Origin of the sequence: Pseudomonas sp. Irchel s3b2 (genome assembly GCF_900187445.1) — a bacterium.
In the GTDB taxonomy this organism is placed as follows: Bacteria; Pseudomonadota; Gammaproteobacteria; order Pseudomonadales; family Pseudomonadaceae; genus Aquipseudomonas.
The window spans coordinates 600751-614326 of sequence record NZ_FYEB01000001.1; the positions used below are offsets into that span (position 1 = coordinate 600751).

The following is a 13576-nucleotide window of genomic DNA, read 5'->3' on the forward strand; positions in this document are numbered from 1 at the left end:
AAGGCTTCAGTGAAGATGCCCCATAACAAAATCCGCGGCTTGAACCTCAAACAGCGGATTTTTTATGCCGCGACGAACAATCAGAACCCGCGCAACATCCGGGAAGCCTTCCGCCACCAGGACTCACGCCGATTGAACGGACCATCCGCCAACACACAAGGCATATCCCGCAATCGAATCCAGGGCTCATCCTGCCAGTGCAGCATGCTGAGCGACATCTGAGGCCAATCCAGAACACTCAACATCGGACGCTCGACCGCTCGCGATGGTCGAGCGTCACGCAGCGCAGGCACCACCTGATGCGTCAGCCACTCTCGCAGCAATCGATACTCCGGGCAGTAGTGATAAACCAGCAACGCATAAACACCTGATTCACTCACCATCAAGCGTTCTTCTGCAGCTCCGTGGGCGTAGACAAACATCATCTGTCGTTGATCAGCATCGAGTTTGCGCGACATGCGTTCATCAAGGAATTTGCCCATCAAGCGCCCTAAGTCATGAGCGCAGAACCAGGCTTGGTTCTCCACGAGAAGGGCGTGAAGGTAGATGTTGTGACGGGTGAAAAGGGTTGGTATGAGTGGTTCAGACATGGCGTACCTCCTGAAACAGAAGCACGGGATTCGATCTGCGGGTACGGCAATTCACCTTCATCGTGAAGGATGGGTATTCAGGCATTTCCTTTACCTCTGGCTGCTTTCTTAGGGCATTCGTTATGGGTGTCGGGAGCTAAGAAACCCACCAGAGACGGGCCGGACATATTCCCCTTTCGGGTCTTGTATTCGCCCACTCCCGACATAACGGGGATTTTCTCGCAGGCGTAGAGAAACCGCAGACGAAAAAAAGCCGCATGACTATCGGGTGCGGAGGGCCGCTCTGGTTGAGGCGTTTCTTAGGCGCCGAACTGAGAGCCTAGGGGGTCAATGCCGCACGGTCAACCCTTCAAAATCGTTCATCATTTTTCAGACGAAAATGCGTAGGCCTTAAGCATTCAAACCGAACGCTTTCTGGATCTCAGTGCGTAGGAGATCTCTATTTTTGGTGTCGCATTCCCAAACGACTACCACTCGCCATCCCAGCGAGAGCAGTGTTTGCTGAGTATTCAGATCTCGCTCAACGTTTCTAGCCAGTTTTGGCAGCCAAAACTCAAGCCTACTCTTGGGCGTGTACGCATATTTGCAGCCAGGATGTCGATGCCAAAAACAGCCGTGGACGAATATGCACAGTCGGTGCTTGGGGAACACCAAGTCAGGTGTTCCCGGCAGATCCTTCCTATGCAGGCGATAGCGAAGCCCCATTTCATGGCAAATCGATCGCACGACCATTTCAGGCTTCGTGTTTCTCCCCTTGATCATCGACATGATTTTGGAACGATGTTCTGGGGTGACTATGTCTGCACTCATTCAATGTATGCGTCCGGGTTTGTCCATTGACTCGACTTTTTGATCGGTACCGCCTCAATCAATTTTAGCTTTTTCTTGCCGAAGTTCGCTCACACCGCTAGCACGTTGATCCCCAGCAGCGACTGGATTCATGTGCACGATGCAGCTACCTCTCCGACGCGACGATACCGACACGCGTTGCTCTGACTTAAGGTTTTCTTGAGCCAAGGTCAGTTTTTTATCCTAGGCTTCGGTGGTGGCTCCGCTCTTCCTTTACGTGCTTATGACAAGTAGATATTGTGAATGGCATTGCGCCACTGCAGCATCTAATGACTTATTAACACAAGTGATTTCTAAAGGGCTCACATTCAATCACTTTGTCGTTAAGTTCATGCCAGCTTTGAGGTTGACCATGAGTTCGCAGTCTTAGAGGAGTGGAACATGGACAAGGAGTCGCCCCTGAAAATAGATATATGCAGCCAACTCATTTCTAGAATCATAGTTGCGAAAGCGACTTATGAGGCAGACGCATGGTTATATGGGGCGCTCCGTGGTTAAGCTGAACCCTCTGCTGCGCATGGCGACCATCGCCGGTGTCGAGGTCGCAGTCAAACTCCACATAGCGCGGGGTGACGACCTCAATGCTCGCGACGGGGGAGGCGCTACTCCTCTGATGCTGGCCTCCGCCCGAAGGAAAAAGGGCATTGTGCAGCTGCTTCTCGCTGCTGGCGCGAAGCCGGAGCTTCTCGACTCCGAAGGCAGGAACGCTCTCCAACACGCGGAGATGGGGGAGTGTGCCCAATGTATCGCTCTGTTGAGAGAGGCTCTTGGTTTTTCTGTCCAAGTAAATGAAAACGATGTAAGTGATGAGGATTCGCCTCAGATCGACGTGCAGGCGACGGAGCCCTTTCATCCCTCCTTTTCGAGCGAATCGTCGTATCACAATGCGGAGGAAGAAAAGGCTGAGGTGGCGTCTCAGGTCGATGAAGTCGTTGTGTCCGACGCCCGCTCAGTAGTTGAGTCCGCCAGATGCGAGGAGCGGCCTTGCCTCCGAACTGGCGAGCATATCGTCGTGAATGGCGAAGCAGAGACTCGCTCCAATCTAATTGACCTAGACGATGAGCCTCTCGATTTTGGATTCGAAGATGACTGGGTGGCGGAGTCCGATGCGATTGTCCCAAAGGGGGACATGACCGTAGCTGAAGAAATCAGCGCGCTTCAAGGAACGATAGGTCAGCACAAGGCGATCGACACCGATGTGGAATGGGACGACGTCGATCTGTTTCTTCCAGAAAGGGCGCTTCCGTTAGCGAATGATAATGGCGAGGGCATCCGTGGCTTGCTCTTCCGGGGATTGCGCGAAGGTACTGTATCCGAGACAGCTCTTATCGATGTATGTCGAGAGGTTGACATTTCTCGCAATGAAGATACTGAACGTCTTCTGACTTTCGTTTTGGGCGATCTCGGCATTGTAATCGATGAGTGGACGGGGTTGGCCGAGCAGTCGGATCTTCTTGAGCCGACTACTGACGAAGAATTTGGGCTATCAGAGATCTTGGAGTTCGTTGAAGACCTCGCGTCAGGTCGCAACGAGCCGCTGAGATTCTACGCAAAGGGGGTGAAAAAAGACCTACTTCTGGCAGCAGAGGAATTAGCTTTAGGCCGGGAAATGGAGGACGCAAGGAGGCAGGCGCTGGATGCGCTCTCGTGTTGGCCCTTGGGCCTTGGTTTCGTTTTTGAAGCTGCCGACAAGGTAGCTCGCGGGGAAGCAAGTCATGAGGCGTTCATCTCTCGAGATGATCTTGTTGGCGAAACTGAGGGTAACGAGAGCACTAGTGAGACATCTTCCGGTGAGGAAGTTGAGCACGAGGACGATGAATTCGGACTTGATTCGGTCGCAGCAACCTTCGTCTCTGCAGTTTCAGCTGCGCGTTCTGCCGGCAATGACTCCTTGAAAGTCCGTGATGCGCTTGCTGCCGCCAATCTTTCCCGAGTTTTTCTCATCGAGCTTTCGAGAAAGGCAGATTGTGATTTGGCAGGTGCAGTCTTCTCTTCTGCAATTCGACGCCAGGAAGCAGCACGGGAAAGGATGATTCTTTCTAACCTTCGTTTGGTGCTTTCTATAGCCAATAAGTATCGATGGTCTGAGCTTCCTTTTGATGATCTTGTGCAGGAAGGCAATATAGGTCTGATGAGGGCGGTCGAACGTTTCGACTGGCGCAAAGGGTTCAGGTTTTCCACTTATGCGACGTGGTGGATTCGCCAGCAAATTACGCGTGCAATTGCTAATCAGGAGCGAGCGGTCCGTGTTCCCGTTCACATGCAAGACTTGGCAAGGAATATTTTACGTGAACGGGATAAGTTCGAATTTCAGATGGGGGGGGCTGAAAGCGAGCGCGAGACATCCCATCGAACAGGGATAGCCCTCGATAAGCTCAAGCTTCTTTTGACCGTATTCGAGAAGGTCAGCAGTTTGGACGAACGTTTTGAAGGTTCCACAACCTCCTTGCTCGATATCCTTATGGAGGAGGAGCCATCAGACCCGGCGATTGCTGCAGAAAACGCTTCTTTACGGGCAATTTTGTTAGACATGATTGGAGAACTTGACGAACGTTCGGCCAAGGTTATCACTCTCCGTTTTGGCTTGGGCCAAGATGACGCCATGACCTTGGAAGAGGTTGGGTTCCTATTTGATGTTACTCGTGAACGTATTCGACAAATCGAGTCGAAGGCACTTAAAAAACTATGCCATCCGATAAGAATGGGAAAGTTAGCCTTGTATGTAGGCGACTACTTTGAGGTAAAACAATCCCTATCCTCAGGGGCCCAGCTAGGGGCGATCACAACTGAACGTGCCAAACACCACGGTGCAGTTGAGCCTCGTCAATCGGTAGCTGAGAGTTTGGAGATCATTCATGAGGTCTTAGATGAGTCTGGTTTGTCCGAGTCTCCGGAGGAGAAAAGTGTCCCTCCTCAGGAGCGACGTTTATTCGATCTTCTAGATGAGGCTAGGGCTCTTGGCCTTCGTGTTGAAGAGCAACCTTCTGGTGATGGCCGAATTCACGTATTACTGCCAGCACAGCCGGATGCTCGAGTTCGTAAAGTAGCCCGCCGGATGGTTGATATCGGTTTCACACTTCTTTCTGGAACTACTTACGTCAAATGAACGAACGCACTAGGTATGCCCCGCCGCGAGCCGGCGCGATGCTGGAAGCCCTACGTGGCCTCGGATATTCGACCTCCGCAGCTTTAGCTGATGTGATTGACAACGGTGTTTCCGCCGGAGCGTCAGAAATACATGTGACGTTCGCCTGGGATGGTGAGAAAAGTCGGATTTCCATCTTGGACAACGGACGAGGCATGGACGACGCCGAGTTAGAGGCAGCAATGACTCTTGGTGCTAAAAGTCCCCTTGATGACCGTGCGGCTAGTGATCTCGGTCGTTTTGGGATGGGCTTGAAAACCGCATCCTTCTCTCAGTGCCGCTGTCTCACTGTCGCATCTAGACGGGTGACTGGTCCGGTTTCCTGCCTGCGTTGGGATCTCGATGCTATAGCTGCATCGACGGACATTGGATGGAGGATGTTTGAGGGGGCAGCTCATGGCTCCGAAGCATTCGTTGAGCCGGCCGATGCACTTCACTCCGGAACAATAGTCCTCTGGGAAAAGTTGGATCGAATCGTCACGGCTGGCTATACCCCTGATCACTTTTCCGACTTGATAGACGATGTTGAGCTACGTTTGGCAATGGTGTTCCATCGCCTGTTAGAAGGGCCGAGCCCGGTTTTACGGCTGTTCCTCAACGGAAAGATGGTTAATCCATGGGATCCCTTTATGACAGGGCACCCTGCGAAGCCGTGGCATTCGCCAGTAGCCCGAATCCTCACGCCATCAGGCCTCGTGGAGGCTCAATGCCACGTTTTACCACACAAGGATCGGCTTTCTGAAGAGGAGTTCCGTAGGTCGGGTGGGGCAGAAGGGTGGACCTCTCAACAAGGATTTTACGTATATCGCAATCATCGTCTGCTTCTGGCAGGCGGGTGGCTTGGGATTGGACAGGGACGTGCATGGAACCGAGAGGAGCCTCATCGGCTTGCTAGGATCAGGTTGGACATCCCTAATACAGCCGATTCCGCTTGGAAGATCGACGTCAAGAAGTCCACCGCCCGGCCTCCCGTAACAGTGCGTCCATGGCTTACGAAATTGGCTGAGGATACGAGAGAGAGAGCCAGAAGAGTTTTTGCTTTTCGGGGCACGCCAATGCCCGGGCCTGGAGGGCTCAAGATTGAGCAGCAAGCATGGCGTGTCGATAGGTTACAGGATGGTATTCGCTACCGCATTGATGAGAGGCATCCGGCGGTGGCCGCGGTGATTGAGGCTGTTGGAGGCAATGCAAGCCTTGTTCGGGCCATGCTACGGGTCGTCGAGGAAACCGTGCCTGTACAGCGGATATGGCTCGATACAGCCGAGAACAAAGAAACGCCACGCACCGGGTTCGAGGGGGAGCCCAACGCAGCTGTGATCGAGGTTGCAGGCGTACTATTTAATGACCTGATCGAACGCAAGGGGTTAAGCATCGAAGAGGCTCGCAAATCGATGCTTAGGACCGAGCCATTTCAAAAGTACCCAACACTGATTGCCAAATTAGGGGAGAACGAATGACCTCAGCGGAAGAGATAGCTGCGCAAGTGGAGTTGCTGGAAAATGTTATCGCTACTGCGCAGCGGTTGGTGAAGACCGAGAAGGATAAGTCCAAAATTACCCCGACTCTCATTGCCGAGAAGGTCCGGCTTGCGACGACAATGTTCTCTGGCGATTCACCTCATATAGTGGATCAGGGAAAGGCTGTAGCCACGCTAATTCAGCGCTTTAGTCACTGGATCGGCAAATCGACCACGCTGAAAGACAACGCGGGCCACTTTGACTGGCTCACAGCTGCGCGCAAACGTGATTGGCAATATTGGCGGCGTTACGAGGACTTTTTGGAGTCCAAGCTCTCCGATACAGTGGTTGAAGGGATTGATGAGGCCACAGACGACATCCTGGGTCTATTGGAAGATCCACAGCGTGGAGATGACTGGGATCGCAGAGGACTTGTTGTCGGACATGTACAGTCCGGGAAAACCAGTAACTACTCTGGGCTCATTTGTAAGGCGGCCGATGCGGGCTACAAAATAATCATCGTGCTCGCCGGCATGCACAACAACCTGCGCTCACAAACCCAAATGCGGCTAGAGGAAAGCTTTCTAGGCTACGAGACGACCATTGACCGCGATCCGGGCATGCCCATTGGCGTAGCTGAGTTCGGTGAAGATCTGAAAACCAACTCTGCGACCACGCGCGCGGAAAACGGCGACTTTAACAACGCTATCGCTAAACACTTCCACGGCATCTCTCCTGAGGAGCGGCCATGGCTTTTTGTGGTTAAGAAACAGAAGACTGTCTTAACTGCCCTGTTGGATTGGATACAAAAGCGAGTAGCCGATAGCACAGACGCGAGTGATGGACGTAAGCTCGTCACGAAGCTACCTCTACTGATGATCGACGACGAGGCAGATAACGCCTCGGTCGATACAGGTGAGCAGATGTTCAACGACGACGGCACGCCGGACGAGGAGCATCAGCCTAAAACTATTAATCGCCTCATCCGCCAGTTACTGCACGCATTCTCACGCAAAGCCTATGTCGGTTACACGGCTACCCCTTTTGCAAACATCTTTATTCATCACAAAGGCGCAACGGCTAAGGAAGGCCCGGATCTCTTCCCTAGGTCTTTCATAATCAACCTCGCCGCCCCTTCCAACTACGTGGGCCCTGCTCGCATGTTCGGCAAGATGACTAAGGACGGACGCGAGGGCGCGCTTCCCCTCTCACGGAGCATCGCAGATCACTATGATGCCGAGAAGGATTCAGGATGGATGCCACCCAAGCACAAAAAGACCCACGTCCCGACCTACAAGGGGCAGGAGGTCATTCCGCCTTCCCTGAATGAGGCAATATGCGCTTTCGTACTGGCTTGTGCGGTGCGAGAGCTACGCGGCCAGGATGGCCAGCACAATTCGATGCTAGTTCACGTCACCCGCTTCGTAGATGTGCAAAACCATGTACGCGAACAGATTGAGGCGGCCGTGCGTCGCATGCGCCAGAAGATCACTCGCGGCATTGATGCCGAAGAGCAGCTAGAGCAGTTGCGCAAGCTCTGGGATAAAGATTTTCTCCCCATCCGCGATCAAGTGGCAGAACTCTCCCCGGTCGAGGATCGTCCTCCAACTATGCCGAGCTGGGATGACATCCTTGCAGTTTTACCTGACGTGCTGGATGACATTGAGGTCCGCTCGATCAACGGCACGGCGAAAGACGCGCTGGATTATGTGACACCCGGCGCGGTGCTGAAGGTAATTGCGGTTGGCGGTGACAAGCTTGCCCGTGGCCTGACGCTGGAGGGGCTGTGTGTGAGCTACTTCGTGCGTACGACAAAGATGTATGACACGCTCATGCAAATGGGCCGCTGGTTCGGCTATCGTCCAGGCTACCTTGATTTGTGTCGCCTCTACACCTCTCCTGATCTGGTGAAGTGGTTCGGCCACATTGCCGATGCTTCGGAGGAACTACGGGAGGAGTTCGACTTTATGGCCGAAGCGAAGCTAACGCCGGAGCAGTACGGGCTCAAAGTGATGTCGCATGAGGTGCTCACTGTCACCTCTCCATTGAAAATGCGAAACGCACAGACGCTCTCGTTGACTTACAGCGGGACTCGACCGCAAACCATCCTATTTCATCGTGATGCGAAGATTCAGCAACAGAATCTCGATGCTACCGACGCTCTAATCGGCTCACTCGGCAATTCATGGGAGGATTCGCCGAAGCATGCTCGCGATGGTGATCCGGACTCATGGCCAAGTGCACGTCTCTGGAAGGATGTCAGCGTCTCCAACGTTCTAACGTTCCTTGGCACTTACGCGACCCATCCGAATGCCACAAGCGCCAAAGCTGTCTTGCTGTCGGAATTCATAACCAAGATGGTCGGCACCGGGCAATTGACGAAGTGGAGCGTCGCGCTGCTCGGCGGTGGTTATGGTGATGGAGATCAGCACGTATTTCCCGGAGGCGAACCTTCGGAGAACTATTCGATTCGCAAGACTGAGGATTCTGTCGATCCTGAAAAGGTTGATCCTAAGAGTTTCGCCATTGGTGTGCTCACCGACCCCAAAGACGAAGGTATCGACCTCAGCGATGACGCTTGGCGAGAGGCATTGGCTCTTACTCGCGCGGCTTGGAAGCCTGAACCTTCACGCGGCCGAACCTCTTTGCCGAACTTCCCTAGTGGCAAGGGTATTCGCGAAACTCGTGGAAAACTTGGTGGGGACGCGGACTGCGGATTGCTTTTGCTCTACCCACTAACGCCGTACTTCTACAAGGAAAAGACGCCTGAACGGCTAATCGTCCGCGGATGGAGCAAGCCCATTATGGCCTTCGCCATCGCGTTCCCCAGCAGCGACAACCCAATCAGCGTGGAATACGAAGTTAACCTCCTCTACTGGATGCAAGAATATGGTCCGTCCGAATGAAGAGTTCCTGCTGGCTTGGTCGTCGCTTTCCGGAAATGACACCATACCAGGCTGGCAGGTTATTTCCCTTGCTCCTTCTGGGCCTGTCGAAGTGCAGGCAGGGCGGCGCTCGCCCGCCAACGTCGAGGCGATACTGTTCTGCTTTCCGACTGCTAAGTTGGCCCGCACGGAAAAATTTCCCGAGGGGCAGGGCTTCTTGATCGAGAGAGCTGAACCCGTAAATTCTGAAGGGCTTAGGTTAGCTCTCACTCGGCAAGAAGCTGGAAGCATTGAACTCTTCGCTGCGATGGTTTGCGATGTAGTTGGCGCTTTGGATGAGACCGCAGCTACTGGCGTTGACGAAACCAAGTTGTTGCGGGTCTTAATTGGGCGAGTAGTTGCTTGGAAGCAGTTCATGTCGCGTGGTGCGAATCCTCTCAGTCTCGAGGCAGAACTCGGTCTGACAGGCGAACTCAACTTTATGATTGCTCTACTGGAATCAGGAATACCGGCTGAGGAGGTACTCCAAGGCTGGGTGGGACCAGATGACGCTCCGCAAGATTTCCTTTTGGGAGACGGTGCGATTGAAGTCAAGGCTACGATGTCCACGGCAGGCTTCCCTGTGAAAATAACCTCCCTTGAGCAGTTGGACGACTCCGTAGCATCGCCTCTCTTTCTCGCTGCCGAGCGTTTTTCGCATGAGGAGGGCGGGCACACTCTTCCTGAGTTGGTTACGAAAACCGAGCTACGACTAGGTGGCGAACTTGGAACTGTCAACTTTTTTAGAGAGAGGCTAATGGTTGCTGGTTACTTCGAAGGCCACTCAAGTTACTACACCCGAAAATTCGAATCGAAGGAGAGGCGGGTCTTCTCTATATCCGAAGGCTTCCCGAGGTTGACGCCGGGAACTGTTCCCGCTGGAGTCATTCGGACCCTCTATGAAATCAATCTGGACCACGCCGGAGACTTCCTCTCGGACCTCGACGCGGCTCTGAAACAATTAGGAGTAACGGGATGACGCTTGATGACTTTTTCGCAGAGACCAGGAGCGAGATAGCGACCCAGATGTCTGATGGCGCCACATTTGGTGAGCTCGTTTTTTCCGAAGTAGTGATGCAGCACCTCGTTGATGCTGGAATGACTTTCGATCCAGTTGTCTGCCATTTTCAGGGGAAGGTCGGCAACGCGAATCTGCGCTTAAGCGGCTATGCGATGTCAGAAGACGCTGACCAGCTTGACCTGTTCGTAAGTCTGTATGAAGGCTTCGAAAGCCTCAACCCGATCCCCGATCAAGACATCAAGACAGCAGCGGCCCAATGTGTTCGTTTCTTGGAACTCTGTGCAGCCGGGCGTATTGCTGAAAAACTGGATCCCTCAAGTGACGTCCATTCCCTTGCACTGACGATCCGAGAAATTTACGACGGGCTTGAACAGGTTCGTGTTTACGTGCTTACGGACGGTATAGCGAAGTCGAAGAGTTTCAAATCCCGAGACGTTGGCGGTAAGCACGTGAAGCTTGAAGTCATGGATATGGAGAGGCTTTACCGCCATCGTTCTGAGGGTAAGCCTCGAGATGAACTAGTCATTGACTTCAATGATGTGTCCGGCTCCCCGCTCCCATGCGTTTTTGTACCAGGTGAAACAGGGGATTATGACTACGCACTTACCGCGATCCCTGGTGAAGCACTTCGGTTTGTTTATGAGAAGTTTGGCCCTCGGCTACTCGAGGCTAATGTGCGCTCTTTCTTAAGCGTGAAGGCGAAAGGTGTGAACGCGGGACTGCAGAATACTTTGCGGAATGCCCCTGAAAGATTCATGGCTTACAATAACGGGATTGTATTAGTCGCTGACGAGATGCGGTTGGATCGCGCCCTGGATGGATCGCCGGGCATTGCTTGGTTACGTGGTATGCAAATCGTTAATGGTGGCCAAACCACGGCTTCAATTTTCTTTGCCAAAAAGAAGTATGAAGATACGGATTTGAGCAAGGTTCGTGTCCCAGCTAAAATCATCGTTATGAAAGAGCAGGATCCTGCAAAAGAAGAGGCACTGGTCTCCGACATCTCGCGTTATGCCAACAGTCAAAATGCTGTTCGGCAATCAGATCTATCAGCCAACAAGCCGTTCCATGTTGATATTGAGCGGTTATCGCTTTCGGTCTATTGCCCTGATGGTATGGGCCGATGGTTCTACGAGAGGGCTGCGGGCAGTTACAACACTCTACTCTCACGTGAAGGTGTCACTCCAGCGAAGCTTCGCGCCCTGAGGGAGTCTGTACCAACCTCGAGGAAAATAACAAAAACTGAGTTGGCGAAATACTCCACTGCGTGGGATGGCCACGCTGATGTTGTCAGTCTTGGCGCACAGAAGTGCTTTGATCGGTTCATGTCTGGTATGACTGACGTTGAGGCTAAAGGTACGGCTGTTACTCCAGATGTTCCTTATTTTAAGGCTATTGTCTCGAAAGCTTTGCTGTTCAAGGCGGTCCACAAGACTGCGCGACCATTGGTGCCTGCCTTTCTAGCGAACGTTGCGGCTTACACTGTTGCATTAATTTCTCAGGCTTACGGCAAGTCCTTTAACCACGAGCGTGTCTGGAGCAGACAAGGTATTTCTCCTCAGCTTGTTAGGCAGATCGAAATTTGGGCTCGGGAAGTCAATGACCGTCTTCATGAGACAGCAAATGGCAGGATGATCTCTGAATGGGCAAAGCGTCCAGAGTGTCTAGAGGCTATGTTCTCTCGACCGTACTCTCCTCCCTTGGTCGATATTCCTGAGACGCTCTGACACCCCATTACTCAGAGCGAAAGTTCAAAACTATGGGTGCAGGGTTAGTAAGTCGCGAATTTTCATTGGCAGAGGCAGGCTGAAAATTCGTTGTCGTTGCGGTTGCCTGCCCCCGAAATTATCTGGCGCTGATTGCGCTGCTCGATAGTCTGTCCGGTTCAATCAAATGCCAAGTGTCGCTTGACCGTTTTTATCTGATCTATAGGAGTCGATAATCGCAGCGACAACAGCTGCGATTTTTCTAGCAAGAAGCGGCGGGACTGCGTTTCCGATCTGTGTGTACTGCTGTGTTCTATTCCCCTCGAAGAAGTAATTGTCAGGAAAAGTTTGCAGTCGCGCGGCTTCTCGAACAGTCAAACTGCGGCACTGACTTGGATCCGGGTGAATGTAGTAATGGCCATCTTTAGCTATGTGGGCGACGACTGTGGTAGACGGGCCATCTTCCATTTGAACTCTGAAACGGTCACTAAAGGGGACGGAGTCGGAAGACACGTTTTCATGAGCTGGCAGGAGTTGCGCAGGGAATTGGTGTATTTTGGGCGAGGTGCCTTTCAGCCTTGCGTAGCTTGCTGCAAAAATATACCTATGGAGGTCAGAGCGCATATGGCTCCTGGCCTCATGCTGTAGCACCCCTTTCAGTCTTGGGTCGAGGAACCACTCGCGTTGCTTGGTATTCATTTCTGGAACTACATTCCAAGGTATAAATCCACTGCCACTAGATTTCAGCCTCCGTGCGTCTTCTGCAGCACTTTTCATGGCATCTATTAAATCTCCCCGGCCAGCTTCATAAGATTGTAAAAGCATAGAACTGGCCTCCTCCAAAGCGGAGAGCCAGGCTTCGAGGGAATCTCCTCCCCTTGAAATTTTGCTCCGTACTGAAGGGAGTCCTGATAAAGCCTGCCCAACTGTGAAAACCGTTTTGCTGGGTTCCATTACAAACTTGTGCGGACGCTCCAATAGAGCAGGACAGTTCGAGGCAACGTCAGAGCGAATCCCAAGCAGGATAACCCTATGTCGAGCCTGCGGAAGACCGTGACGTTCTGCTTGAATGACAAAGTCATGTGGATCTGGTTTCTCCACATCTTTAGGGACGACTAAGGAGCGGATGTTGTACGAAAGGTCTCCGCCGGGAGTCGAGAGGTCCTCGAAAATTTGTTGGAAAATGTTCGAGCCGCTGTGCTTCGAGGACAGTATGCCTTTCACATTCTCCATGACGAAGATAGTAGGTTTGAACTCGCGAATAATCCGCAGATATTCTTTATAGAGGAAGTGTTTCTCGTCACTTTCAAACTTCTCTTGGCTTTCGCGTGTCCGACGGGCACGGCCTGCTACAGAGTATGCTTGGCACGGCGGGCCGCCTATGAGAATCCATTCACCTGCGCCAATCAGAGCTTCCTTGATCCAATTGTCAACCTCATCCGGCGAAATTTTACCAAGCTCTGCGAGCTTAGCTTCTTTCGCGGCCTCTATGGCTTCTGCCGGGATGTCCGGATGTTTGAAAAGCTCGTCGCGAGTAATTTCGCCCCGGATGTATTGGTAGTAAGCGTCTGGCGCTTCGCCTTTCGGAAAAGCGCGAAACAATGCGCGGAGAGATAAAGTCGCGTGAGCGACAGGATCTTTCTCGATCGAGACACGAAGCTGAAACTTACGTACTCCCTTCTCGGGGCCGCCGATTGAAGAGAATCCCTCCCCGAGACCGCCCGGGCCAGCAAAGAGGTCGATGACCGGGATAGAATCCTTATATTTCATTGATTTAGTCGATGCGCCTAAGACGAAAATAAAAAAAGCGCACTATAGCGCTCAGGTGAGTTGCGGCCCAGAAGTGACACGCCCTATGTGCGATAAATGGTAACGGTTCACTAG

The 13576-nt window shown here is 52.6% G+C and carries 8 protein-coding genes; 5 read left to right on the plus strand and 3 right to left on the minus strand.

Annotated features, from left to right (window positions below; translation table 11 throughout):
• Positions 1 to 80 precede the first annotated feature (80 nt).
• On the minus strand, positions 81 to 590 hold the full coding sequence (locus CKW20_RS02885; protein ID WP_095051580.1) for a Bro-N domain-containing protein: 510 nt from the start codon (positions 588 to 590) through the stop codon (positions 81 to 83).
• Positions 591 to 980: 390 nt separating this feature from the next.
• Positions 981 to 1400 carry a very short patch repair endonuclease gene (locus tag CKW20_RS02890; RefSeq protein WP_095051581.1) on the minus strand — a complete coding sequence of 140 codons (420 nt, stop codon included), beginning with the start codon at positions 1398 to 1400 and terminating at the stop codon, positions 981 to 983.
• Positions 1401 to 1929: 529 nt separating this feature from the next.
• Between CKW20_RS02890 and CKW20_RS02895 the strand changes: the two genes are divergently transcribed.
• From CKW20_RS02895 to CKW20_RS02915, 5 genes are read left to right on the plus strand one after another with little or no spacing between them, the layout of a single operon-like run.
• Positions 1930 to 4545: a sigma-70 family RNA polymerase sigma factor gene (locus CKW20_RS02895; protein WP_177434531.1), complete on the plus strand. Its 2616-nt coding sequence runs from the start codon at positions 1930 to 1932 to the stop codon at positions 4543 to 4545.
• A gap of 38 nt (positions 4546 to 4583) precedes the next feature.
• Positions 4584 to 6041, plus strand: a complete 1458-nt coding sequence (locus tag CKW20_RS02900; RefSeq protein ID WP_218227987.1) for an ATP-binding protein — start codon at positions 4584 to 4586, stop codon at positions 6039 to 6041.
• Positions 6038 to 8947, plus strand: coding sequence for a Z1 domain-containing protein (locus CKW20_RS02905; RefSeq protein WP_095051584.1), 2910 nt, complete (start codon positions 6038 to 6040; stop codon positions 8945 to 8947). The genes CKW20_RS02900 and CKW20_RS02905 overlap by 4 nt, the downstream gene beginning before the upstream one ends.
• Positions 8931 to 9944 (plus strand): PD-(D/E)XK motif protein, encoded by a 1014-nt coding sequence (locus CKW20_RS02910; RefSeq protein WP_095051585.1) that lies wholly within the window; start codon positions 8931 to 8933, stop codon positions 9942 to 9944. Before CKW20_RS02905 ends, CKW20_RS02910 begins: the two co-directional genes overlap by 17 nt.
• Entirely contained in the window at positions 9941 to 11713 is a 1773-nt protein-coding gene (locus tag CKW20_RS02915) for an AIPR family protein (protein ID WP_095051586.1), read from the plus strand. The genes CKW20_RS02910 and CKW20_RS02915 overlap by 4 nt, the downstream gene beginning before the upstream one ends.
• Before the next feature lie 162 nt (positions 11714 to 11875).
• On the opposite strand, the gene CKW20_RS02920 is transcribed toward CKW20_RS02915, so the two are convergent.
• Entirely contained in the window at positions 11876 to 13462 is a 1587-nt protein-coding gene (locus CKW20_RS02920) for a DNA cytosine methyltransferase (RefSeq protein ID WP_095051587.1), read from the minus strand.
• Between the last annotated feature and the right edge of the window lie 114 nt (positions 13463 to 13576).

Coding starts and splice junctions, on each gene's coding strand:
- CKW20_RS02900 (WP_218227987.1), top strand. CDS start 4,584: ATGCTGGAAGCCCTACGTGGCCTCGGATATTCGACCTCCGCAGCTTTA.
- CKW20_RS02910 (WP_095051585.1), top strand. CDS start 8,931: ATGGTCCGTCCGAATGAAGAGTTCCTGCTGGCTTGGTCGTCGCTTTCC.
- CKW20_RS02920 (WP_095051587.1), bottom strand. CDS start 13,462: ATGAAATATAAGGATTCTATCCCGGTCATCGACCTCTTTGCTGGCCCG.
- CKW20_RS02905 (WP_095051584.1), top strand. CDS start 6,038: ATGACCTCAGCGGAAGAGATAGCTGCGCAAGTGGAGTTGCTGGAAAAT.
- CKW20_RS02890 (WP_095051581.1), bottom strand. CDS start 1,400: ATGAGTGCAGACATAGTCACCCCAGAACATCGTTCCAAAATCATGTCG.
- CKW20_RS02915 (WP_095051586.1), top strand. CDS start 9,941: ATGACGCTTGATGACTTTTTCGCAGAGACCAGGAGCGAGATAGCGACC.
- CKW20_RS02885 (WP_095051580.1), bottom strand. CDS start 590: ATGTCTGAACCACTCATACCAACCCTTTTCACCCGTCACAACATCTAC.